Origin of the sequence: Kribbella sp. NPDC051586 (assembly GCF_044453965.1) — a bacterium.
GTDB lineage: Bacteria > Actinomycetota > Actinomycetes > Propionibacteriales > Kribbellaceae > Kribbella.
Map to the genome: position 1 here is coordinate 1289833 of NZ_JBITDF010000003.1, position 20825 is coordinate 1310657.

28 protein-coding genes are annotated in these 20825 nt (G+C 66.7%); 14 read left to right on the forward strand and 14 right to left on the reverse strand.

The window, feature by feature from the left end; translation table 11 throughout:
• The first annotated feature begins 20 nt into the window (after positions 1 to 20).
• From ACIA58_RS24815 to ACIA58_RS24825, 3 genes are read left to right on the forward strand one after another with little or no spacing between them, the layout of a single operon-like run.
• Complete coding sequence (locus ACIA58_RS24815; RefSeq protein WP_396406135.1) at positions 21 to 500, forward strand: helix-turn-helix transcriptional regulator; 480 nt, start codon at positions 21 to 23, stop codon at positions 498 to 500.
• A 9-nt stretch (positions 501 to 509) separates the two neighbouring features.
• On the forward strand, positions 510 to 932 hold the full coding sequence (locus ACIA58_RS24820) for a VOC family protein (protein WP_396406136.1): 423 nt from the start codon (positions 510 to 512) through the stop codon (positions 930 to 932).
• Between the two features lie 27 nt (positions 933 to 959).
• Positions 960 to 3323, forward strand: a complete 2364-nt coding sequence (locus tag ACIA58_RS24825) for an ATP-binding cassette domain-containing protein (RefSeq protein ID WP_396406137.1) — start codon at positions 960 to 962, stop codon at positions 3321 to 3323.
• A gap of 40 nt (positions 3324 to 3363) precedes the next feature.
• Here the strand turns inward: ACIA58_RS24825 and ACIA58_RS24830 are convergent, their stop codons facing one another.
• Complete coding sequence (locus tag ACIA58_RS24830; protein ID WP_396406138.1) at positions 3364 to 4341, reverse strand: TolB family protein; 978 nt, start codon at positions 4339 to 4341, stop codon at positions 3364 to 3366.
• A gap of 150 nt (positions 4342 to 4491) precedes the next feature.
• Here ACIA58_RS24830 and ACIA58_RS24835 point away from each other — a divergent pair, with 150 nt between their 5' ends.
• The 3 genes from ACIA58_RS24835 to ACIA58_RS24845 all read left to right on the forward strand — a co-directional run bounded on the left by ACIA58_RS24835 (position 4492) and on the right by ACIA58_RS24845 (position 5981).
• A complete protein-coding gene (locus tag ACIA58_RS24835) occupies positions 4492 to 4836 on the forward strand; it encodes a VOC family protein (protein ID WP_396406139.1) in 345 nt (114 codons plus the stop codon).
• Positions 4837 to 4975: 139 nt separating this feature from the next.
• Positions 4976 to 5371, forward strand: a complete 396-nt coding sequence (locus tag ACIA58_RS24840) for a VOC family protein (protein WP_396406140.1) — start codon at positions 4976 to 4978, stop codon at positions 5369 to 5371.
• Positions 5364 to 5981 carry an HAD family hydrolase gene (locus tag ACIA58_RS24845; protein WP_396406141.1) on the forward strand — a complete coding sequence of 206 codons (618 nt, stop codon included), beginning with the start codon at positions 5364 to 5366 and terminating at the stop codon, positions 5979 to 5981. Before ACIA58_RS24840 ends, ACIA58_RS24845 begins: the two co-directional genes overlap by 8 nt.
• Here ACIA58_RS24845 and ACIA58_RS24850 read toward each other — a convergent pair whose 3' ends face one another.
• Positions 5982 to 6392 carry an Ohr family peroxiredoxin gene (locus ACIA58_RS24850; protein WP_396406142.1) on the reverse strand — a complete coding sequence of 137 codons (411 nt, stop codon included), beginning with the start codon at positions 6390 to 6392 and terminating at the stop codon, positions 5982 to 5984.
• A gap of 108 nt (positions 6393 to 6500) precedes the next feature.
• On the opposite strand from ACIA58_RS24850, the gene ACIA58_RS24855 reads away from it, so the two are divergent.
• Positions 6501 to 7286 (forward strand): helix-turn-helix domain-containing protein, encoded by a 786-nt coding sequence (locus ACIA58_RS24855; protein WP_396406143.1) that lies wholly within the window; start codon positions 6501 to 6503, stop codon positions 7284 to 7286.
• Here ACIA58_RS24855 and ACIA58_RS24860 read toward each other — a convergent pair.
• On the reverse strand, positions 7283 to 7726 hold the full coding sequence (locus ACIA58_RS24860) for a GNAT family N-acetyltransferase (protein WP_396406144.1): 444 nt from the start codon (positions 7724 to 7726) through the stop codon (positions 7283 to 7285). The two genes, ACIA58_RS24855 and ACIA58_RS24860, sit on opposite strands and share 4 nt — an antisense overlap.
• A gap of 45 nt (positions 7727 to 7771) precedes the next feature.
• On the reverse strand, positions 7772 to 8317 hold the full coding sequence (locus ACIA58_RS24865) for a hypothetical protein (RefSeq protein WP_396406145.1): 546 nt from the start codon (positions 8315 to 8317) through the stop codon (positions 7772 to 7774).
• Between the two features lie 107 nt (positions 8318 to 8424).
• Between ACIA58_RS24865 and ACIA58_RS24870 the strand changes: the two genes are divergently transcribed.
• Both ACIA58_RS24870 and ACIA58_RS24875 read left to right on the forward strand, forming a co-directional pair.
• Positions 8425 to 8997, forward strand: a complete 573-nt coding sequence (locus ACIA58_RS24870; RefSeq protein ID WP_396406146.1) for a TetR/AcrR family transcriptional regulator — start codon at positions 8425 to 8427, stop codon at positions 8995 to 8997.
• 69 nt (positions 8998 to 9066) lie between these two features.
• Entirely contained in the window at positions 9067 to 9813 is a 747-nt protein-coding gene (locus ACIA58_RS24875) for a class I SAM-dependent methyltransferase (RefSeq protein ID WP_396406147.1), read from the forward strand.
• A 60-nt stretch (positions 9814 to 9873) separates the two neighbouring features.
• On the opposite strand, the gene ACIA58_RS24880 is transcribed toward ACIA58_RS24875, so the two are convergent.
• From ACIA58_RS24880 to ACIA58_RS24890, 3 genes are all read right to left on the reverse strand, one after another.
• A complete protein-coding gene (locus ACIA58_RS24880) occupies positions 9874 to 10764 on the reverse strand; it encodes an acetamidase/formamidase family protein (protein WP_396406148.1) in 891 nt (296 codons plus the stop codon).
• Between the two features lie 168 nt (positions 10765 to 10932).
• On the reverse strand, positions 10933 to 11688 hold the full coding sequence (locus ACIA58_RS24885) for a class I SAM-dependent methyltransferase (RefSeq protein WP_396406149.1): 756 nt from the start codon (positions 11686 to 11688) through the stop codon (positions 10933 to 10935).
• Between the two features lie 241 nt (positions 11689 to 11929).
• Positions 11930 to 12682 (reverse strand): class I SAM-dependent methyltransferase, encoded by a 753-nt coding sequence (locus ACIA58_RS24890; RefSeq protein ID WP_396406150.1) that lies wholly within the window; start codon positions 12680 to 12682, stop codon positions 11930 to 11932.
• A gap of 240 nt (positions 12683 to 12922) precedes the next feature.
• On the opposite strand from ACIA58_RS24890, the gene ACIA58_RS24895 reads away from it, so the two are divergent.
• Positions 12923 to 13279, forward strand: a complete 357-nt coding sequence (locus tag ACIA58_RS24895; RefSeq protein ID WP_396406151.1) for a VOC family protein — start codon at positions 12923 to 12925, stop codon at positions 13277 to 13279.
• Between the two features lie 159 nt (positions 13280 to 13438).
• On the opposite strand, the gene ACIA58_RS24900 is transcribed toward ACIA58_RS24895, so the two are convergent.
• From ACIA58_RS24900 to ACIA58_RS24910, 3 genes are read right to left on the reverse strand one after another with little or no spacing between them, the layout of a single operon-like run.
• Entirely contained in the window at positions 13439 to 14095 is a 657-nt protein-coding gene (locus ACIA58_RS24900) for a GNAT family N-acetyltransferase (RefSeq protein ID WP_396406152.1), read from the reverse strand.
• A complete protein-coding gene (locus ACIA58_RS24905; protein WP_396406153.1) occupies positions 14092 to 14964 on the reverse strand; it encodes a GNAT family N-acetyltransferase in 873 nt (290 codons plus the stop codon). Before ACIA58_RS24905 ends, ACIA58_RS24900 begins: the two co-directional genes overlap by 4 nt.
• Positions 14965 to 15011: 47 nt before the next feature.
• Positions 15012 to 15857, reverse strand: coding sequence for a GNAT family N-acetyltransferase (locus ACIA58_RS24910; protein ID WP_396406154.1), 846 nt, complete (start codon positions 15855 to 15857; stop codon positions 15012 to 15014).
• A 133-nt stretch (positions 15858 to 15990) separates the two neighbouring features.
• Between ACIA58_RS24910 and ACIA58_RS24915 the strand changes: the two genes are divergently transcribed.
• The 3 genes from ACIA58_RS24915 to ACIA58_RS24925 are packed head-to-tail and all read left to right on the forward strand — an operon-like array spanning position 15991 to position 17933.
• Positions 15991 to 16320 carry a YciI family protein gene (locus tag ACIA58_RS24915; protein WP_396406155.1) on the forward strand — a complete coding sequence of 110 codons (330 nt, stop codon included), beginning with the start codon at positions 15991 to 15993 and terminating at the stop codon, positions 16318 to 16320.
• Positions 16321 to 16371: 51 nt separating this feature from the next.
• Positions 16372 to 16695 (forward strand): YciI family protein, encoded by a 324-nt coding sequence (locus ACIA58_RS24920; RefSeq protein ID WP_396406156.1) that lies wholly within the window; start codon positions 16372 to 16374, stop codon positions 16693 to 16695.
• Positions 16692 to 17933: an RNA polymerase sigma factor gene (locus tag ACIA58_RS24925; protein ID WP_396406157.1), complete on the forward strand. Its 1242-nt coding sequence runs from the start codon at positions 16692 to 16694 to the stop codon at positions 17931 to 17933. Before ACIA58_RS24920 ends, ACIA58_RS24925 begins: the two co-directional genes overlap by 4 nt.
• Here ACIA58_RS24925 and ACIA58_RS24930 read toward each other — a convergent pair.
• From ACIA58_RS24930 to ACIA58_RS24940, 3 genes are read right to left on the reverse strand one after another with little or no spacing between them, the layout of a single operon-like run.
• A complete protein-coding gene (locus ACIA58_RS24930) occupies positions 17907 to 18725 on the reverse strand; it encodes a DUF3626 domain-containing protein (protein ID WP_396406158.1) in 819 nt (272 codons plus the stop codon). The genes ACIA58_RS24925 and ACIA58_RS24930 overlap by 27 nt on opposite strands.
• Entirely contained in the window at positions 18647 to 19132 is a 486-nt protein-coding gene (locus ACIA58_RS24935) for an NUDIX domain-containing protein (protein ID WP_396406159.1), read from the reverse strand. Before ACIA58_RS24935 ends, ACIA58_RS24930 begins: the two co-directional genes overlap by 79 nt.
• A 5-nt stretch (positions 19133 to 19137) precedes the next feature.
• Positions 19138 to 19533, reverse strand: coding sequence for a tautomerase family protein (locus ACIA58_RS24940; RefSeq protein WP_396406160.1), 396 nt, complete (start codon positions 19531 to 19533; stop codon positions 19138 to 19140).
• Between the two features lie 58 nt (positions 19534 to 19591).
• Between ACIA58_RS24940 and ACIA58_RS24945 the strand changes: the two genes are divergently transcribed.
• On the forward strand, positions 19592 to 20071 hold the full coding sequence (locus ACIA58_RS24945; RefSeq protein ID WP_396406161.1) for an NUDIX hydrolase: 480 nt from the start codon (positions 19592 to 19594) through the stop codon (positions 20069 to 20071).
• On the opposite strand, the gene ACIA58_RS24950 is transcribed toward ACIA58_RS24945, so the two are convergent.
• A complete protein-coding gene (locus ACIA58_RS24950) occupies positions 20033 to 20779 on the reverse strand; it encodes an SAM-dependent methyltransferase (RefSeq protein WP_396406162.1) in 747 nt (248 codons plus the stop codon). The genes ACIA58_RS24945 and ACIA58_RS24950 overlap by 39 nt on opposite strands.
• Positions 20780 to 20825 lie beyond the last annotated feature (46 nt).

Consider the following 20825-nt stretch of genomic DNA (forward strand, 5'->3'; position numbering starts at 1 on the left):
ACGGCACCAGCGGCCGTTGAATGACTTCGGGTGGCTGGCATGGCAGGATTTGCACGGTGAGTAGCGGTACGACGGACGAGCAGCGCCTGGCCGACCTGGCGCGGCTGCGGCGCGTGAAGGACCGGATCGACCGGGAGTACGCGCAGCCGCTGGACGTCGATGCGCTCGCCCGGGGTGCGCACATGTCGTCGGGGCATCTGAGCCGCGAGTTCAAGCGTGCCTACGGAGAGTCGCCGTACGGGTATCTGATGACGCGCCGGATCGAGCGGGCGATGATGCTGCTGCGGCGCGGCGGGATGAGCGTCACCGACGTCTGCTTCGCGGTCGGCTGCCAGTCGCTGGGCACGTTCAGCACCCGTTTCACCGAGCTGATCGGCATGCCGCCGAGCGTCTACAAGGAGCGCGCGGGCGACGCGACCCTGGGCATCCCGTCGTGTGTCGCGAAACAGGTGACGCGACCGATCAGGAATCGAGAAGCATCTCCGACGTCCGGCACGTAGTTTGACGCCATGACGAACAACCCGGAGATCAAGATTCACGCCAGCTTCCTGCCGCACACCGATCCCGAGGCGTCCGTGGCCTTCTACCGCGACCTCCTCGGCTTCGAGATCCGCCTCGACGTCGGGTACGAAGGCATGCGCTGGATCACGGTCGGACCGCCCGGGCAGCCCGACACCTCGATCGTCCTGACGCCGCCGGCCGTCGACCCCGGGCTGACCGACGACGAGCGCCGTACCATCGGCGAGATGATGGCGAAGGGCACGTACGCCACGCTGGTGCTCCAGTCCGACGACCTCGACGGTCTGTTCGAGCGGCTGCAGGCCACCGACGCCGAGGTGATCCAGGAGCCGATGGACCAGCCGTACGGCATCCGCGACTGCGCTTTCCGGGATCCCGCCGGGAACCACATCCGGATCAACCAAGCTTCCTGAAACCCGACTCCTGGAGAAGGATCAGACATGAGCCGCGACGAGCACGTTGCCGACAGCCACGACATGATCCGGGTCACCGGCGCGCGGGTGAACAACCTGAAGGACGTCAGCGTCGAGATCCCGAAACGCCGGCTGACCGCGTTCACCGGGGTGTCCGGCTCGGGCAAGAGCTCGCTGGTCTTCGGCACGATCGCGGCCGAGTCGCAGCGCCTGATCAACGAGACCTACAGCGCGTTCGTGCAGGGCTTCATGCCGACGCTGGCCCGCCCGGAGGTCGACGTACTCGACGGCCTGACCACGGCGATCCTCGTCGACCAGGAGCGGATGGGCGCCAACCCGCGCTCCACCGTCGGTACGGCGACCGACGCGAACGCGATGCTCCGGATCCTGTTCAGCCGGATCGCGAAGCCGCACGTCGGCCCGCCCACGGCGTACTCGTTCAACGTGCCGAAGCGGACCGCGACCGGCTCGATGACCGCGGACAAGGGCGCCGGTGAGAAGAAGGTCGTCCGCGAGCAGGTGTACGCCGGCGGCATGTGCCCGCGCTGCGAGGGCATGGGATCGGTCACCGACTTCGACCTGACCGCGCTGTACGACGAGAACAAGTCCCTGGCCGAGGGCGCGCTGACGATCCCCGGCTACAGCATGGACGGCTGGTACGGGCGGATCTTCCGCGGCTGCGGCTTCTTCAACATGGAGAAGCCGATCAAGAAGTACACCAAGAAGGAGCTGCACGACCTGCTCCACCGGGAGCCGACCAAGATCAAGGTCGAGGGCATCAACCTCACCTACAACGGCATCATCCCGGCGATCCAGCGCTCGTTCCTGTCCAAGGACGTCGACGCGATGCAGCCGCACATCCGCGCCTTCGTCGAGCGCGCGGTCACGTTCACGACCTGCCCCGACTGCGAGGGCACCCGGCTGGGCGCCGAGGCGAGGTCCTCGAAGATCAAGGGCAAGAACATCGCGGACCTGTGCGCGATGCAGATCACCGACCTGGCCGCGTGGATCCGCGCGCTGAAGGAGCCCTCGGTCGCGCCGCTGCTGAAGGCGCTCGGAGAGGCGCTCGACTCGTTCGTCGACATCGGTCTCGGATACCTGTCGCTGGAGCGGCCCGCCGGCACGTTGTCCGGCGGTGAGGCGCAGCGGACGAAGATGATCCGCCACCTCGGGTCGTCGCTCACCGACGTGACGTATGTCTTCGACGAGCCGACCATCGGGCTGCACCCGCACGACATCCAGCGGATGAACGACCTGCTCCTGCAGTTGCGCGACAAGGGCAACACCGTCCTGGTCGTGGAGCACAAGCCGGAGACGATCGCGATCGCCGACCACGTCATCGACCTCGGCCCGGGCGCCGGGTCCGGTGGTGGTGAGGTGGTGTTCGAGGGGACGCTCGACAAGCTGCGGACCAGCGGGACGCTGACCGGACGGCACCTGGACGACAGGGCCTCGGTGAAGTCGTCGGTGCGTTCGGCGTCGGGTGCGTTGGAGGTGCGTGGAGCTTCCTTGAACAACCTGCAGGACGTGGACGTCGACGTACCGCTCGGGGTGCTGGTCGTGGTGACCGGGGTGGCCGGCTCCGGGAAGAGCTCGTTGATCCGCGGGTCGATCGCCGATCGCGAAGGTGTGGTCTCGATCGACCAGGGCGGGATCCGGGGTTCGCGGCGGAGCAACCCGGCGACGTACACCGGTCTGCTGGAGCCGATCCGGAAGGCGTTCGCGAAGGCCAACGGGGTGAAGCCCGCACTGTTCAGCGCGAACTCCGAAGGCGCGTGCCCGGCGTGCAAGGGCGCGGGCGTGATCTACACCGAGCTCGGCGTGATGGCGACGGTCGAGTCTCCGTGTGAGGAGTGCGAGGGTCGTCGCTTCCAGGCCGCGGTGCTGGAGTACACGTTCGGCGGGAAGAACATCGCCGAGGTGCTCGCGATGTCGGTGTCGGAGGCCTTGGGGTACTTCGCTGACGGGGATGCTGCTACTCCGGCCGCGGAGAAGATCCTGGAGCGGCTGGCGGATGTCGGGCTGGGATACCTGTCGCTCGGTCAGCCGCTGACGACGCTGTCCGGCGGCGAGCGGCAGCGGCTGAAGCTGGCGACGCACATGGGGGAGAAGGGCGGGATCCTCGTCCTCGACGAGCCGACGACCGGCCTGCACCTGGCCGACGTCGAGCAACTCCTCGGCCTCCTCGACCGCCTGGTCGACGCCGGCAAGTCCGTCATCGTCATCGAGCACCACCAGGCCGTCATGGCCCACGCCGACTGGATCATCGACCTCGGCCCGGGCGCCGGCCACGACGGCGGCAAGATCGTCTTCGAAGGCACTCCAGCTGACCTCATCAAGAAGCCCAAGACGCTGACTGGGAAGCACTTGGCGGAGTACGTCGCCAGGTAGTGCTGGGGGGCCTGGCCGGTCTGGTGACCCCACAGCGAGATCAGCGGATCCAGTCGGGGAAGTCCTCGAACGCGGTCGTGTCGGTCAGCTGGGTGAGCTGGTTGCCGTCGGCCCGCATCGTGTACACGTCCTCCTGGCCGGCCTGCTCACGGTAGACACCTGCCACGATGCGCCGCCCGTCCGGCGACCAGTTCGGGCTGAAGACATAGCCGTCGACCTGGATCCGCGTGGTGAGGCCACCGCTCGGACGGATCGTCAGGAGCTCTCCGTCGGCTCCGGCGAAGATGATCCTGGATCCGTCCGGCGACCAGTGCGCCAGACCGTTGTCGTGCGAGTTCGGAACGCCGTACTGCGTCAGCTGCCGGATCGCGGTCCGGTCGGTGCTGCCGACGTACAGCGCGCCGGTCTGCCCGGCGTCGGGGTGCTCCGGGTCCGGACCGGGTTTCGCACGCATGAACACGAAGTGCCGGCCGTCGGGAGAGAAGCCCCCGGGAATGTCGCCGCCGCCGAAGTTGCCGCTGGGCGGATACGGGTTGGTCGTCAATCGTTTCACGTCGCCGCCGTCGGACGAGCGGATCGTATAGATGCCGTTCATGGCCGGGTCCCCGCCAGGGCCGCGGCTCGCCTGGCACAGCAGGCGTCCGCCGTACGGCGACCACGCTGTGCACCGGATGTCCACGTCGGCCGGCAGCGAAGGCACCCGCAGTACCCGGAAGCCGGAGCCGTCCGCACCGACGACGGCCGGCCGCGCCGCGCCGGTCGGTGGAAACGCGAACAAGAGAATCGTGCGGCCGGTAGGCGACCACACGGGGTCGTCCGCCGGCATCGGGAGGCTCAGCACACGCTCGTGCCCGCCCCGTGTGTCCGCGACCACGATCCGCGGCTCCCCGCTGGCCTCGTCGTACCTGCTGAAGGCGATGTGTCCAGATCCCGACCCGGCCTGCGCGGCCACCGCACCCGGCACCGAGGCCGCCAGCGGGATCATCACTGTCGCCAATGCCGTCACTCCACGCGTCATGGCGTCCCCTCCCTGAGTCTCCGACTCCAGCATGCCGGAATGCCGCCGCCGAAGCGATCAGGAATCGAGAAGCAGCCGGCGGGGTGGCCGGAATAGCGTTGAGACCAGTCAACCTCACGGGCTGCGGCCCCAGGATTTGGAGATGCTGAAATGACTTCCACGCAAGGCGCCAAGACGATCCTGCACCCGGTCACCGACCTCGAGAAGGCCAAGCCGGTGTACGCCGCGCTGCTCGGTCTGGAGCCGATGGCCGACTCGCCGTACTACGTCGGCTTCGAGGCCGAGGGCCAGCAGATCGGCCTGGTGCCGAACAGCGACATGACCTCGCCGATCGCCTACTGGCACGTCGCCGACATCGAGGCCAAGATCGCCGAGATCACCGCCGCCGGCGGTACCCTGAAGGACGCTCCGAAGGACGTCGGCGGCGGCCGCCTGGTGGCCACGCTGACCGACCCCGACGGCAACGTCCTGGGCATCCTGCAAGACCCGTCCTGATGTGCCTGATCCCAAAGCTGTACGTCGCCGCCATCTACGGCGACGTACAGCAACAGGATCCACCCGAACCGGAAGCCCTGCCTGAGGACACCCCGGCAGACGAAGCCCTCGAACCGACCCTGGCTCTAAGCTCGGCCGGGTGATCGCTCAGCTTCAGGTCAATCTGTTCTGTGCCGACGTGGATGCCTGCCTGGCCTTCTACACCCGCCTCGGCCTGACCGAAGCCTTCCGGGCGCCGGCGACGGGACCCATCCAGCACGTCGAGGTAGAGGCCGCCGGCATCCGGATCGGCCTCACCTCGGCGCGGGTCGCGAACGAGCTGGTCGACCTGGGCGTCGCGCCATCGAGCACCCCGTCCACGGAGATCGTCTTCTGGTGCGAGGACGTCGACGCCTTCTACGACGGCGCATTGGCCGCCGGCGCGACTCCCGTCGTACCGCCGACCGATTCTCCGGACAACCGGCTCCGCTTCGCGTGGTTTCGAGATCCGGATGCTCACCAGGTGAAACTCGTGCAGAATCGCTCGCATGGCTGATTCCGGGGTCCGGCATGTGTTGTTCGACGCGGACGGCGTACTGCAGGATCTGCCGGGCGGTTGGTATGCGGCGATGGAGCCGTATCTGGGTGATCGCGCCCGCGACTTCCTGCACGAGACGTGGTCCGACGAGCTGCCGATGCTCGCGGGGCGCGGCGACTACCTGCCGGTGCTCGAGGCCTCCCTGGTGCGGTACGGCGTGAGCACTCCGGTGGCCGAGGTGTACGACGCGGTGTGGAAGAACATCGTCCTGATCGAGGAGTCGCTCGACATCGTGCGGGCCCTCAAGCGCAACGGGTACGGCGTACACCTCGGCACCAACCAGGAGTTCTACCGCGGCGAGCACATGCGAACGGCCCTCGGGTACGACGACCTGTTCGACGTGAGCTGCTACTCGTACGACCTCGGCGTGGCCAAGCCAGACCCTGCCTTCTTCACCCGGGCCGCCGACCGGATCGGCGCTGACCCGGCGGGAATCCTGTTCATCGACGACACCTCCCGCAACATCACCGGCGCCCGGACGGCGGGCCTCCATGCCGAGCTGTGGGACTTCACCCAGGGCCACGACGCCCTGCACGCGATCCTCAGCGAACACGGAGTCGTCCGGTAGTCATTCGACGACGATCTCCACCGCGATGTTGCCCTGCACGGCCCGGGAATACGGGCACACCGCTTCTGTTGCTTCGAGCAACTTCTTGCCGGTCTCGCCGCCGAGGTGGTCAGGGAGTTCGATCCGCAGTACGGCGGCGAGAGCGAACCGTCCGTCCGCGGGAACCAGGCTGACCTCGGCGGTGACCGCGACGTCCTTGGCGTCGAGGTTGCGGGCCTGCGCGACGCGGTCGAGGCTGGTCGCGAAGCAGGCGGCCCAGCCGGCGGCGAAGAGCTGTTCGGGGTTGATGCCGTCGCCGGTTCCGCCCATCTCCTTGGGGAATGCGAGCTGAATGTCGAGCTGCCCGTCGGCGGTGACGGCGCGGGACTCGCGGCCGGATGAAGTTGCGACTGCTGTGTATGTGGGGTTCATACCGTCAACGATCCGGGGCGGCGGGGGAGAGGTTCAATTACCTCCTTGGTGCAGTTACCTCGCTGGTAATGGCTGCCTGACCGCACCGCGCCGTACCCTTCAGTTGTTATGACCGTCCTGGATGAGCCACAGACCGCCGGCGAGCTGCTGCGGTTCTGGCGGATGCACCGGCGGCTGAGTCAGCTGGAGTTGGCGCTCGAGGCCGAGGTGTCTACGAAGCACCTGAGCTTCGTGGAGACGGGCCGTGCGCAGCCGAGCAGGCAGCTTTTGGTCCATCTCTCGAACCATCTCGACCTGCCGATCGCCGAGCGCAACCGACTGCTGCTGGCCGCTGGATTCGCTCCGATCTATCTCGACCAGCCGTACGACTCCGAGGCGATGCTGCCGCTGCGCGAATCGCTGCGGCGACTGCTCGACGCCCATATGCCCAACCCGGCCCTCATCGTCGACGGCCTGTGGAACCTGATCGACGCGAACGCCGCGGCCTCGCTGCTGTGGGCAGGCGTAGATCCCGCCCTGCTCGAACCACCGATGAACATGCTGCGGCTGTCGGTGCACCCGGGCGGCCTGCCGAGCATCTCGTCGATGACCGCCGCGTGCAGTCTGCCGCTCATTCACCAACTCAAACGCCGAAGCCGCGAAACCGCCGACGAAGCACTGGCCGGCCTTCTCGACGAGCTCGAGCCCTACCTGCCTGACTCCCCGCCGACAGCCCCGGCCCAGCAACCGATGGTCACCCTCGACCTCAGCACCCGCCTCGGCCCGGTCCGCCTGTTCACCCTCATCGCCACCATCGGCGCGCCACTGGAAGTAACTGCCGCGAGCCTGGCGATCGAGACCTTCCTCCCCGCCGACCCGATCAGCGCGGACCGCCTCCAGGAACTCTCCAGCTAGCGCTGGAGTAGTTGCCTTGAGGATTCGAAGCCGAGGCGTTCGTAGAGCGGGACGGCTTTGGTGCCTGAGTGGACCGTTACGCGGAGAGCTCCCAGACGTACGGCGTGGTCCGAGGCGGCCTGTATGAGGGCCGCGCCGATTCCTTGGCCTCGTACGTCCGGCGTGACGAAGACGCTCTGGATGTCTGCGGACATCCGGCTGGTCATCCCGGGCCTTGGCGGGCGGGCGATGAGCGCCACCCAGGCCATACCGACCAGCTCAGGGCCGTCGAGCCGCGCGACGTACGCCACGTGCGAAGCCGCGCAGGCGGCCCACCACTCCTCGAGCTCCGCCGCGAACGCGTCAACGGACTGCTGCACCAGCTCCCCGTCGTCGCTGTTCAGCCACAACAACCGCGCCAATTCTGCAATGTCGTCCGCGTTAGCCTCGCTGATCCGCACAGCCTGAGTCTTTCATGATGTCTGCGGGGGAGCAGCGGAATTACCTCACTTCCCCTTCGCTGCAAGGCGGAACGCGGAGATTCCGAAGAACACGCCGCCGAGTAGCGCGTAGCCGCCGACGGTGGTGAGTGAGGCCTTCGCGCCGCCGGCCATCAGGATGAAGCTGCTGCCGGCCAGGACCGAGATGCCGCCGCTGAGGATCATCGCCCACTGACCGCCGAGCCGGTACCGCTGGATCGCGACGATCAACTGGACGATGCCCGCGGTGATCGCCCACGCGCCCCAGACCCGCAGCACGCTCGGGATGCCTGACGCGACCGCGACGGCGAGCCCGATCGCGGTCAGAAGACTCAACGCCATGTTCACGTAGAGCGGTGTCCTGGCGCGCGTCGTACCGGATGAACGGAAGTCGATGACGGCGGCGGCGAGGTCGAACAGCGGGTAGATCAGGAGCAGGACGACGGTTCCCGGGTTGATCGTCCTGGCGATCGCGATCGTCAGGATCGCCCAGACGACGGCGAATCCGAACCTGACGAAGTACAGGGTCCGCAGCGTCTGGGTGCTGCTTCTGGTTGCAAGTGAAGTGGACACCAGGTCTCTTTCGTGGAGCCGTAGATAGAACGATCGGTATAGGGGGAGTCTGCAGAGGTCAGCCGACGGTTGTCAAGACCGATCGTTCTGTCTGCTAGCCTCGGGACATGTCAGAAGCGCGGGCTCGACTGCTCAGCACGGCCACCGGGTTGTTCTATGCCGACGGCATCCACGCGGTGGGTGTCGACCGGGTGATCGCCGAGGCGAAGGTGACACGGGCGACGCTGTACAGGCATTTCCCGAGCAAGGACGACTTGATCGTCGCGTACCTGACGCAGGCCGACGAGACGATCCGCGCACAGGTGGACGAAGCGCGGGCTCAGGATGCGAGTCCCGACGATGTGATTCGGGCTGTCGGCCGGTCGATCGCCGCTGACATCCAGAGCGCCGGCTTCCGCGGCTGCGCGTTCCTGAACGCCGCCGCGGAGTACCCGGATCCGGACGTCGCGGTCCACCAGGCCGTTCTCAGACATCGCCAGTGGTTCCTGGCGACGATGACAGAACTGTTCGAAGGCATCGGCAAGATCGACGCCGAACCCGCCGCCCGCCACTTCGTCATGCTCCGCGACGGAGCCATGGCCGCCGGCTGCCTGACCGACCCGAAGCCCGTCTGCGACACCTTCCGCCGCGGAATCGAAGGCCTCCTGACCTACCGCAGCCGCGAAGCAACCCGCCCCTAGAACCACACAGCGGGCTTTCCCGGCGCCGTCGGCGCCCGCACTGCACCGGACCTGGCACACTGGCTCGGCATGAGCTCCGAAGCGCAGACCGCCGAGCAGCGACCGGACCATTACGACAGCTTCGCCGAGGCGTATGCGCGCGCGAACGAGAACGGCCTGTTCAACCGGTGGTACGCCCGGCCGGCGGTGCTCGACCTGCTGGGTGACGTCGCCGGGCGCCGGATCTTGGACGCCGGCTGCGGTTCGGGGCCGATCGTCGCCGACCTGAAGGAGCGAGGAGCGAGCGTGGCCGGGTTCGACGCGAGCCCTGCGATGATCCGGCTCGCCCGGGAGCGGCTCGGAGACGACGCCGACCTGAAGGTTGCCAACCTGGCCCTGCCGCTTCCGTACGACAACGAGGCCTTCGACGACGCGTTGGCCGTGCTCGTGCTGCACTACCTCGAGGACTGGTCAGGCCCGCTCACCGAGCTGCGCCGGGTACTGAGGCCAGGCGGTCGGTTGGTCGTGGTGGTCAACCACCCGGTTATCACGCCGGTGCTGGACCCCGAGGTCGACTACTTCGCGACCGTGCCGAAGACGGAGGAGTACGACTTCGACGGCGTCTCGGCAACACTCACGATCTGGTACCGCTCGCTGAGCGCAATGTCGGAGTCGTTCACCGCCGCGGGCTTCAGGATTTCTGCGATCAGCGAGCCGCCGGTGTCCCCGGACACGCCACCCGAGCTACTGTCCCCGAGCGAGTCCAACCGTTTCCTCGGCTTCATCTTCTTCACCCTCGAGGCCGAACCCGCTCGCTCATCTACTCCCGTGAGTTAACTGGCAGGAACGGGAGTTGATGAGCCGGGAGTAGGCGGGCGCGGGGGATCGCGGGATCCATCATCTGGGGGTGTGGGGAAGCAACGGCTTCTCGACGGTGAGGAGGTCTTCGATCGGTCGTAGCCAGCTCGACGGGACGAGGAGCTTGTAGGTGGGTGAGTGGGAGACGACGCTCGACACGCGGAGGTCGGCGATCAAGCTGAGGAGGGCGTTGGCCTGCTCGAAGCCGAGTTGCTGGGTGAATCCGAGGTGGTGGACGGCGTCGGAGATGGCTTGGGTGTAGGCGTCTTTCTCGGTGAAGCGGCTGCAGAGGTGGACGATCGCATCGGGGGTGCGGACGATGGGACGGTGCGGAGAGGTGGCGGGGATCACCTCGACGGTGAGGTCGCACCAGGAGGCGATCTCAATGCCCTGGCCACTGATTTCGCCATCGCCCATTGCGGCGTGCGCGTCGCCTATGACGAACCGGCCGGTACCGGTCTCGTCGTGGAGATAGAGGGTCGAGTCCGGGGCGAACTCCTTGGTGTCGAGGTTGCCGCCGTGGTCCCAGGGGTCGGCCGTCAGTTCGGGCCGGACCAGGCCGAGCCAGCCGAGCATCGGGACAACTGGTACGACGTGTTGGCCGTCGAGGATCGCCTGGTCACCGCGGAGTTCGGCGCGGCCGGCGTATTCCTGGTTCGCGGACTCGCGGAGGACGCCGCCCCACGGCTCCCAGGGTTTGGTGGTGGCGGCGAAGCCGTAATGGCCGACGGGGTCCAGTTCAAGGCGGTGGAGGTGGAAGGCGAGGGTGTCGCCAGGCCTTACGCCCTCGACGCGGAGTGGGCCGGTCAGGAAGGGATAGTCCGAACCGGGCCAGGTACGGATCCGGGTTCTTCGACCGGGCTGAAGGATCGCGGCGTCCGGGAGATCGTGGCAGACCAGATCGACGGGTGGCGCAGCGATGGGGTCCATATCACGGCACTGTAGGACGATCGAAGCGATGTCACAGGCGATTATCAGTGCGTTCTTGCCTCAGTCGACTGGGCGTCGTGCACACGGAAGCGCACTCACAGGGCGATGAGAGGGCGCAAGCCTCCTGCGAGCAACCGCGCGGTCCGGCAGGGACTGTGAGCCCGTTGTCTATACCTTGCTCGCCACCACCATGTAGTTCTCGGCCTCAGGGTTGTACGTGCTCGTTTCCGTCCGGAGTCCGACCTGATGCAGCTCGGCTGCGAGTTCGTCGTATCGGTAGGGCCAGCACGACAGCAGTTCCGAGCGGACAAGAACCGACCCGGCCGCATCAACTTGCGCGACCGCAATCTCGATGTGGTGCTCCTCCTCCCAATGTGACGCAATCTCCCAGCGGTAGACCACGACGGCATTGCGACCGTTCCGGCGAACAAGACGGTCACTGATGTCCAGGCGGGAACCTCTGGCCCTCACGAGTTCCCAGGTGCGGGAGGTGAGTACCAAGCGCCCGCCACGGCGCAGAAGCCGTGACATCGACTCCAGAGCAGCAACCCTGCCTCTCGCGCCCACGGCATGGTGCAGCGAGTTGCCCACGCAGAACACCATGTCGAAGGTGTCGTCAGCGAAATGGTCGGGCAACTCTTGCCAGTCCGCCCGCACTGTCCGGACAGGTGCCCTGAATTCCTCAGACAACTCCGCAGTCCGACGAACCATCGCTTCGCTGGCGTCAGTTGCGACCACCTGCATGCCAAGACCGGCGAGGCCGACCGCCAACTGTCCGGTTCCGCACGAACAATCGAGGACGTGAGCGTTCGACGGCAGGAGACCGAGGACGTCGTCGAACGACGCAGCGAACTCGGCCGGGGTCAGCTTTGCATCCGATATGAGCCACTCGTACACCTCGGCAAGCGCCTCATAGCTCGTCACAACTACTACCTCCGACACGGGGCAGGCTCACGGTCGCACATCAGCGGCGCAAGTCGGTTCACCAATGGTTTTGCAACATCCAGGCCGAGCCCCCAGCGGCGTCGGATGCGAACCAATGGAACTCGGCCCTGGCCCGCAGAAACGTCACGACCATGGGTTGGCGAGCCGGGAGTAGCGCCCGGCTTGCCAGTCAAGCGTGCCTGGGGGATGACCTGAACCGAGAGTCCTGCAGGCTCTCGGTTCAGTCCGGTTCGCAGACATAGAGCTGGAGCGTCGCATCTGCGCTGAGTGGCGCACGGGACCAGTCGCCGAAGCGTTCAACAACCCGGAGACCGCCGAGCGAGAGCAGCAGGGGCAACTCCTGGGGGAAGATGCTCCTGATCTCAAGCGGCGCGACAACGAAGTCGGCCTCGGTATCGGTCGAGAAGTACCACCTCCCGCGAGTCACCTGTGCGGCCGCGTCGTAGGTCTCCGCGACATCGACATGCACCACGCCACGATCCGGATCCACGAACGACAACGCGTCGCGTCTGCGTCGAACGCCGTCGGCCTCGGCAAGCATGCGCACGCTCGGGTTGAACACGTCGAAGATGAGCCGAGCTCCGGGCGCCAGGTGCCTTCGCACCGACCGAAAGCAGTTCACCAAGTCCTCAGCCTCATGCAGATGGAGCAATGAATTGGCGGCGATGAACACGAGGTCGAAAGTTCGGCCCAGGTCGAACTCGCGCATGTCGCCGTGCACCCACTCCACCTCCACGCCGCGCTCGTCCGCCTTACGCTGAGCTTCGGCAAGCATGTCCGGCGAGAACTCCAGGCCTATGCACGGATGACCGGCAGATGCGATGGGGATCAGCTTTTGTCCGGTGCCACACCCGAGTTCCAAGACACAACCGCCTTGCCGATCGGCCTCGGCCCTATAGAAGTCGACGGCCTGTTGGCCTCCGGGGAACAACCGGTCGTACAGCCTCGCATCCGAGTAGAACTGCTCGCTCATCGAGGCGCACCCTCCTTGCCGGCTCTCGGGCAACCTGCCTTTCGGCCGACAAGCGCCTCGGCCATAGTCGCGAACAAGCCGAGATCAGTCCACGGCTTATCGACACGACCGCACATCGTATGAGCGAGCGTTCCTACATGGAGACAGCGCTGTGCCAGCAGGCCGCCGAGTCGCGTACGAGTGCGTGGACACAACAGAAAGTCTGTCGCCGGGGCTGACCCTGTTGCGTACGGTTTCGGGATGGAAATCGTCGTGACACTCGACTGCATCGACACCGAAGCTCAAGCAGGGTTCTGGCTGGACGTCCTGAGACCACTCGGGTATCGACGGGCGTTCGACGCACCGCCGTATCTCAGCCTGACCACGCCCAACTCAGCACCAACACTGCTGTTGCAGGGAGTTCCGGAAGTCAAGCAGGGCAAGAATCGAATGCACCTCGACCTCGGGGTGGAAGACTTGCCGGCCGAGGTAGAGAAATTGGAGCAGCTGGGCGCGCGGCGACTCTCCAAGGAACTCACTGAACACGGCTTCCGTTGGGTCGTTCTCGCTGACCCAGAAGGAAACGAGTTCTGCGTCTTCGTTCCGCCGAAGACCTAAGGTTCGGCGGGATAGGCGGCAACACGCCGCACGAGCGCCGAGTCATCTATCGCGAAGCCGGTCCTTACCTGCGCAAACGGCCTCCACACCCGGAGACGGGAGTTGCTTCGCCTAATGCAACTCCCGTTCTTTGAGCGCCGATAATGGACATTATGTCAACTAGTGGCTGTTTTGGGTCAGTGGGAGGTAGGTCTGGCAGGACTCGATGTTGTGGAGGTTGATGTCGTTTCTGCGGTGTTGTTCCCAGTTGGCTCTGGTGAGGCGCCAACGGTTCAGTAGGCCTGGTTCGCCGAGGCGGGTGGCCCAGTCCGAGCCGTTGGGCTCGTAGCCGAGAGCTCGTGAGATCGAATTCGAGCCGTGGTTGTCCACGAACGCGTCGCTGGAGGCCTCCTTCGCCCCGAGGCCCTCGAACGCGAGATGCAGCATCGCCGCCCGCATCTCATGCCCGAGCCCGCGGCCGCGCTCGTCGACAGACAACCACGAGAAGCTCGTGACCGTGCCGAGCGCCGCGAAGTCGACACCGATGAGGTCCTGCATCCCGACCGGTCGCCCGTCCACGACGACCACGAAGTACAGTCGCCACTTGGCCGGCTCGACGTTGCCCCGGCCGCGCCAGATCGACCTCATCCACTTGGCGACGCGCAGATCCGGATCCGGCTCGTAGAGCGAGATCGGGTCGTCGTACGGCGGCGGGTCGGCGTGCGTCTTGCCGGCGCGCACCAGGTGGGCGAGCTCGCCCAACAGGTCGTCGGTTGCCCCGCGCAACTCCAACGTCGGCGTGCTGACGCGCACATCGAACAGCGGATAGCTCGTCATGGTGCAGTCATCCTCCGGCGAAAGTCGGTGACATCCGGGAGCTTTTCGAAGCCGGCCGAGGCGTACGCCGCTACCCCACCGGTGTTCGTGCTCGGTGTGCAAACGGTTGCGCTCGACGACCCCAGGTCTTGCAGCGCGGCAGCCGCCGCCAGCGTGATGCCGGTGCCGTACCCGTGACCGCGGTGCTCATGGTGGACGCCCAGCGGTTCGATCAGACCAGGCCGTCCGCGCCCGGCCGACCAGACCGTCGCCACAGCGACCGCTGCATCCTGCTCGTCGTACCCGATCAGGCAACGGGCCCGGCGGTACGGCGACGAGGCAACCATCGAGTGCCAGCGCTCGAGGGTGAACGTCGAGGTGGGGAAAGCGGCTCGCTGCAGGGCAACGCGCTCCGGGGCAGTGTTCTCGTCGACTACCTCGATCCGGAGGCCGCACTCCCCCACCTTTTCGGCGAGGTCACGACGCAGCGGCGTCCACGACTCGTCCGCGGTCCAACCGCTCTCGCGCAGCAGTTCCCGGAAGGCGGTGCCGGCGCGGGCCTCGACACTGATGTCGCCGGCGGGCAGCACACCCTGCGCCGGATCCGACAGGTCGGCCACCAGCCGGGTGGCGAACGTGTCGTCCAGGTCGACGCTCGGCGCGATGCCCATCCTGATCAATGCGTCGTCCACCATGCCGACGGCCAAGATCTCGCCGTCACGACGCCACGCCCGGAGAGACCGTGCCAGCGCCTCCGCGCCGAAGCTCCAGTTCCACCCCAGGTCTCCGGGGTGAAGCTGGACCGACCCGCCATCCTCCTGCCAGGAGGCGAGCGCCTCAGCAACCTCGTCCAGCAAACCAACGGTCGCGGTCTCCACAGTGATCGGCACGCCCCGATCAAACACCACGCCCCGCTGTGACGCATACGATTTACTGCTCAGCGGCGTGGCCCGCTGTGGACGTGAATGTGTAGGTGCTTGGAATCCTGGTACTCGCCAAGATTGGTCAGCACCGCGGCCGCCCCGGTCGTTTTCTCGGTCTCTGCCGCGATAGTTCGAACGACTCCGAACAGCCGCCGCATCACCTGCTCGTCAGCCGAATTCACCGTCAGCAACGACGCGATGTGCTGTTTCGGCACGATCACGATGTGCGTCTCCCAGAACGGCCGCGTGTGATGAAAGGCGAGCACCAGTTCGTCCTCGTGTACGACGTCGAGCCGGCTCGGATCAGGGATCGCCACATCGCAGTAGAAGTCGTTGCCGCTGTACTGCGGGGCTGACCACACTCCCAGCCACTGCTCGGCGTCGTACTCATGGAAGCGGGCCACTTCGGTGAAGCCGAGCTTCTGAGCGAGGCGCAGGGAGCGGGTGTTGGCGGTCTGGGTGGTGAGGGCTACGGCCTCGCCGGGGTGGGTCGCGCCGAACCAGGCGAGGGCGGCGGCGCAGGCTTCGGCGGCATAACCATGGCCCCAGGAGCTCGGGAGGAACATGTAGCCAAGCTCCGTCGACGCCGCCCCTGGCCGGTCCGGGTCGCGGGCGTCGAGCGTGACCATCCCGATCATCTGGCCGTCGAGGTCCACGACGAGCAGACCGGGCCGCTTCTTAGGCGACTCGGGCATGGCGCGTTCGAGCTCGTCACGTGAGCGCGGGCCGCCGATGTACGTGCCGACCTCTGCTGACGTGAACAGCTCGAGGACCGCCGTGCGGTCCCGGGCCTCGGGCTCGCGGAGTACGAGACGCTCGGTGGTGATCGGGGCGGGTGGCCAGGGTCCGAGCTCAGTCATGGCGGGCAAGGTACCAAGGGCCGGGGCCTGCCCCCGAAAGTTCCCGGAAGAAGATTGTCGGATCAGGGTCGGGGTGTTCGTGGAAGGGGTGAGCGGGCGCCCACGGAGTCGCCCACAGGTGAAGGAGATGCCGATGCAGTACCTCATTTCTGTGATCGACGGCGACAACGGACCGGAGACGGCGGACGAGTTGGGCGCCGTCGACGCGTTCAACGAGCGGCTCCAGGCCGACGGCTCCTGGGTGTACGCCGGTGGCCTCGACTCCCCCGACACCGCCACCGTGGTCGACAGCCGGGGTGCGGTCCCGATCCTCACCGACGGGCCTTTCCTGGAGTCCAAGGAGTACCTCGGCGGGCTGTGGATCATCGAGGCCCCGGATCTCGACGTCGCGCTCAAGCTCGCCGCGGAGGCGTCCAAGGTCTGCAACCGCAAACTCGAAGTACGCCCGTTCGCCGTCGAATGACCGCGGACCGGCTACCGTTTCCGGAGAATTCACCACGGGAGATGATGCCTGATGCAGTTCCTGGTTTCCGTACTCGACGACAAGACCAATTCCGCCACCGCGGACGAGATGACAGCCATCTCGGCATTCAACGAGCGGATCATCGCCGACGGCAACTGGGTCTTCGCCGGCGGTCTCGCGGCACCCGGTGCGGCCACCGTCGTGGACAACCGCGGCGCCGAGGCGATCTTCACCGACGGGCCGTACCTGGAGTCGAAGGAGTACATCGCCGGCCTGTGGATCATGCAGGCCGAGGACCTCGAGACCGCCCGCAAGCTCGTGACCGAGGCGTCGAAGGCCTGCAACCGGCGGCTCGAGGTGCGGCCGTTCCTGTGAGCGACGTCCCGGAGACGATCACGCGGGTCCACCACGAGGAGTGGGCGCGGGTGGTCGCGTCTCTGACCAAGCGTTTCGGCGACCTGGACATCGCCGAGGAGGCCGCCGCGGAGGCGTTCGCGACGGCCGTCGAGCGGTGGCCGGACGACGGCGTACCCCCGAATCCCGGCGCCTGGCTGACCACGACAGCCAACCGCAAGGCCATCGACCGGCTGCGGCGCGAGAACAAGCGCGACGACAAACACAAGGAGGCTCAGATGGTGTACGACGACCCGCCCGAGCCTCTCGGTGTCATCGACGACGAACGGCTCCGGCTGATCTTCACCTGCTGCCATCCGGCGCTCGCGATGGAGACCCGGGTGGCGCTGACGCTGCGCATGGTCGGCGGTCTGACCGTGCCGGAGATCGCTCGCGCGTTCCTGGTGCAGGAGACCGCGATGGGCCAGCGGATCACGCGTGCGAAGGCGAAGATCAAGGCGGCCCGGATCCCGTACCGGGTTCCCTCGGCGGAGGATCTCCCGCAGCGCGTGTCCGGCGTACTCACAGTCCTGTTCATCGTGTTCAACGAGGGCTACCTGGCGACGGGCGCCGACGTTGATCCGGTGCGGCACGAGCTGACCGCGGAGGCGATCCGGCTCACGCGACTCATTCGTGCCTTGATGCCGGACGACGGTGAAGTGGTCGGATTGCTGGCGTTGATGTTGCTGACGGAAGCGCGTCGTACGGCGCGGGTGTCGGTGGACGGCGAACTGGTGTCTCTCGACCAGCAGGACCGCGGGGCCTGGGATGCGGCGATGGTGGCCGAGGGGCACGGGCTGGTACGCGAGCGGTTGGCGGCCGGGGTCCGTCCGGGGCGGTATCAGATTCTCGCCGCGATCAACGCGGTTCACACGTCGGCGCGCGACGTACGGGACACGGACTGGTCGCAGGTTGTTGCGCTGTACGACCAGCTCGTCCGCGTCGACCCGTCGCCGATCGTCCAGCTGAACCGGGCGATCGCGGTCGCTGAGCTGGACGGGCCGGAGGTCTCCCTGGCGATCGTCGACCGGCTCGAGGAGCACCTGGCCGGATATCACGCGTACCACGCGACGCGCGCGGATCTGCTTCGCCGGATGGGCCGGAGTCAGGAGGCGCGTGCGGCGTACGACAAGGCGATCGAACTCGCCGGCAACACCGCCGAAACCGCCTACCTCAGCCGTCGCCGCGACCAGCTAGGCGGCTCTGCCGAAGCGGGCTAGACAGTGCCAGACCTGCTTGACGGATTGGGCGGGGTGTACGCCGGAGCGGGCGGCGTGGCCGAGTAGCTCAGGCGTGAGCTCCGAGCCGAGCGTGCGGGCCAGGTCGACGATGTGCTGCCCGCGGTACGCCGGGTCGAAGTCGTCGGGCGCCGCGCGGAAGCCCTGGTGGTACTCGACCGGGCAGCCGAGCGTACGCGCGGCCTCGTCGACGGGCGTGCCGATGAACGACGGATCCAGCACGACGGCATCTACGTCTTTGTCGAACCGTACGTCGCCGTGGACGTGAGCCTCGACGTACTCGTCGAGATCATCGAAGCCAGAAGCGTCGGCAAGCTGGCATAGCTGCGGGAGGATCTTCTTGTCACCGAAATGCTCCGGCTGGCGGGCAGAGTCCGGGAAGCAGAAGGTCGATCGGTCGATCGCCTCGGCCTTCAACCGAAAGTACGACGAGCCGAAGCGAATCCCGCCGCCGTACGGATCGTCCCGCCGATTCCACACCCCGTAAACAGGCCGAGCCGCGCCTGACAATTCGTCGTACCGACTGGCGAACATGCGGCTCTCCCACCGCCACCGGTCTCCACCCGGAAAGGCCGTCAATCCCCCATTGGAAACGCCGGTCACAAACTGCGACCGGTAAAACCCAAGCAGCCCCATGGACTCAATAGCCATCCGCCCGCCGTGCGGCCAATTCGGATGGAACTGCAGGGAAATCGTCACACCGGCCCCGTCACGTGTCCGCCGTCGTCGATCAGGATGAACCGCAGTGCTTCGTCGCACCTGCCCACGGCCCACCAGTGGGCGAAAGCAACCTCGGCCGTCGGGGGCATCTCGAGTTCCGGTGGCGCCACCGCGAGATCGAACCAGCGGAGGTCGCCCTCGGTGCATTCGGTCGGGACGGGCGCCTCGGGGCGTAGGTCGGCGGTGAAGTAGTACGTCGTGCGGAGTTCGGTCCCGGTGTCTCGCAGGGCGACGTACCGGAGGTTGAAGTTGTCGACGTGGTCGGAGATGACTGCGACCTCCTCGTGAAGCTCGCGGAGTGCGGCCGCTGTCGGGTTGCCGAGCTCGTTTGCTTCGACGTGACCGCCGATTCCGACCCATGAGTCGGCGATGGCTCGGGATCCTCTGCGATACAGGAGCAGGACGCTGCCCTCGCGGACCAGGAAGACCGAGGTCAGGTGGCGGGTTGTGCGGGGTGTCATCCGGGTCAGACGTTGATGTTGAAGCCCAGGTCGAGGTCGGAGGCTGGGTGGCCGCCTCGGAGCCCCCAGTTGTGGGTGGGGTGATCCCGGACGAGGATCGTCACGTGGTCGGCCGGGATGTTGAAGGGCTTCAGGTTGGCCACGATCTCGGTGTAGAGGGCGCGCTTGGCGTCGAGGGAACGGCCGGCGAAGCAGTCGATGGTGACGAGCGTGAAGTACTCCGGCTGGGTCAACCGCGGCGAGCAGGCAAACCGGTGCGGGGCGTGGACGACGAGCCGGACGTCCTTGTCCTGCGGCGGGATCTGGAACGCCGTCACCACCGCGTCGTGGACAGCATCGATCAGCGCAACTTCTTCCGCCTCGGAGTAGTCGCGACGTACCTCGATCAGCGTGCTTGGCATGCGGTGGATCCTTTCACAAGAGCAAACCTGTCGGTGGCGCCCACCAGACTGCTCCCCCGTGAAGATCCCACGAGGAGCCGCCGTGGTCGTCGAGGCGGGCAAGGTCCTGGTCGTGAAGCGCTACCTGCGCCTCGAGAGCTCCGCCGAGTGTGTGATGTGCGAGTACTCCGACGCGCCCGGACCGGACTGCGAAGGCCATCGGTACTCCGTGCTGCCTGGTGGTCATGTGGAGTCGGGTGAGTCGGCCGCGGGCGCCGCGATCCGGGAGCTCGAGGAGGAGACGACGCTCACCGCATCCGCGCACCGGTTGCTGTGGACAGGGACGCACAACGGCCGGCCGGCGTACTACTTCCTCGCGACCGGCGTGAGCGGCGTACCGCGACTTTCCGGCGAGGAGGCTGCAGAGCATTGTCCGACCAATCATTTCGAATTGCGCTGGGTCGACGCGCGGGAGCTCGATGACATCTACCCAGCAGACCTGCGGGCCCGTCTGACCGGGTTAATTGAGATGGGCAACGAGGCGGGTCAGGCCGAGTAGGTTTCCGCCGTCGGATTCGAGCAACTGTTCGTCGGGCTCGTATCCGCGATCGACCTGGGCGCAGGTTTTCAGCCAGAGCAGCCAGTCGGACCAGCCGTTGGGCAGGAAGTCGGCGGTTTCGACGGTTACGAGGTTGGTGCGGCCCCAGAGTTGTTGCCACCAGTCCGGTGGCAGCCAGGTGCACAGGTCCGGACCCCAGCGCGACGCGAGGTACGGCGGTGGGGTGAGATCTGGCGCATCGCGAATGCCGGGGACGATGACCCCGACCGTGCCGTTCGAGCGGAGGAACTGGGTGAGGTTGGCGAGGTAGTCGGCGCCGGTGCCGAAGTAGTTGAACGCGCCGACGCTGACGACCGCGTCGAAGAAGTTGTGGGCGAACGGGAGTTTGTGCGCGTCGGACTGGATCGGGTGGACGCGACCGGCGACGCCGGCGTCCCGGATTCGTTGCCAGTTCTCGGTCGGGTCCACCCACAGGTCGGTCGCCCACACCTCCACGCCGTACTCGCGCGCGAAGAAGATCGACGTCAGCGCCGTACCGCAGCCGAGGTCCAGGACCCGCATTCCCGGCCGCAGCGTCATCGCCTGCATCAGCCCCTCGGCGCTCCAGAGCGGATGCGGGCCCATGAGGTTGTCGACGATCCATTGCGGGTCGTAGGTGTTCGACCGCGGATACCGGTCGAGGGTCAGCGCGTCACGCAGGAGGGACATGGGGCGACGATGCCAGCACTCCGGAACCCCGACAACGGAGTTTCGA

Excerpts from the sequence above, each read along its gene's own strand:
- ACIA58_RS24825 (WP_396406137.1), top strand. The coding sequence starts at position 960 with ATGAGCCGCGACGAGCACGTTGCCGACAGCCACGACATGATCCGGGTC.
- ACIA58_RS24895 (WP_396406151.1), top strand. The coding sequence starts at position 12,923 with ATGGAAATCGTCGTGACACTCGACTGCATCGACACCGAAGCTCAAGCA.
- ACIA58_RS24920 (WP_396406156.1), top strand. The coding sequence starts at position 16,372 with ATGCAGTTCCTGGTTTCCGTACTCGACGACAAGACCAATTCCGCCACC.
- ACIA58_RS24830 (WP_396406138.1), bottom strand. The coding sequence starts at position 4,341 with ATGACGCGTGGAGTGACGGCATTGGCGACAGTGATGATCCCGCTGGCG.
- ACIA58_RS24935 (WP_396406159.1), bottom strand. The coding sequence starts at position 19,132 with ATGACACCCCGCACAACCCGCCACCTGACCTCGGTCTTCCTGGTCCGC.
- ACIA58_RS24890 (WP_396406150.1), bottom strand. The coding sequence starts at position 12,682 with ATGAGCGAGCAGTTCTACTCGGATGCGAGGCTGTACGACCGGTTGTTC.
- ACIA58_RS24875 (WP_396406147.1), top strand. The coding sequence starts at position 9,067 with ATGAGCTCCGAAGCGCAGACCGCCGAGCAGCGACCGGACCATTACGAC.
- ACIA58_RS24855 (WP_396406143.1), top strand. The coding sequence starts at position 6,501 with ATGACCGTCCTGGATGAGCCACAGACCGCCGGCGAGCTGCTGCGGTTC.
- ACIA58_RS24815 (WP_396406135.1), top strand. The coding sequence starts at position 21 with ATGACTTCGGGTGGCTGGCATGGCAGGATTTGCACGGTGAGTAGCGGT.
- ACIA58_RS24835 (WP_396406139.1), top strand. The coding sequence starts at position 4,492 with ATGACTTCCACGCAAGGCGCCAAGACGATCCTGCACCCGGTCACCGAC.
- ACIA58_RS24940 (WP_396406160.1), bottom strand. The coding sequence starts at position 19,533 with ATGCCAAGCACGCTGATCGAGGTACGTCGCGACTACTCCGAGGCGGAA.
- ACIA58_RS24900 (WP_396406152.1), bottom strand. The coding sequence starts at position 14,095 with ATGACGAGCTATCCGCTGTTCGATGTGCGCGTCAGCACGCCGACGTTG.
- ACIA58_RS24870 (WP_396406146.1), top strand. The coding sequence starts at position 8,425 with ATGTCAGAAGCGCGGGCTCGACTGCTCAGCACGGCCACCGGGTTGTTC.
- ACIA58_RS24880 (WP_396406148.1), bottom strand. The coding sequence starts at position 10,764 with ATGGACCCCATCGCTGCGCCACCCGTCGATCTGGTCTGCCACGATCTC.
- ACIA58_RS24950 (WP_396406162.1), bottom strand. The coding sequence starts at position 20,779 with ATGTCCCTCCTGCGTGACGCGCTGACCCTCGACCGGTATCCGCGGTCG.
- ACIA58_RS24850 (WP_396406142.1), bottom strand. The coding sequence starts at position 6,392 with ATGAACCCCACATACACAGCAGTCGCAACTTCATCCGGCCGCGAGTCC.
- ACIA58_RS24820 (WP_396406136.1), top strand. The coding sequence starts at position 510 with ATGACGAACAACCCGGAGATCAAGATTCACGCCAGCTTCCTGCCGCAC.
- ACIA58_RS24845 (WP_396406141.1), top strand. The coding sequence starts at position 5,364 with ATGGCTGATTCCGGGGTCCGGCATGTGTTGTTCGACGCGGACGGCGTA.
- ACIA58_RS24915 (WP_396406155.1), top strand. The coding sequence starts at position 15,991 with ATGCAGTACCTCATTTCTGTGATCGACGGCGACAACGGACCGGAGACG.
- ACIA58_RS24910 (WP_396406154.1), bottom strand. The coding sequence starts at position 15,857 with ATGACTGAGCTCGGACCCTGGCCACCCGCCCCGATCACCACCGAGCGT.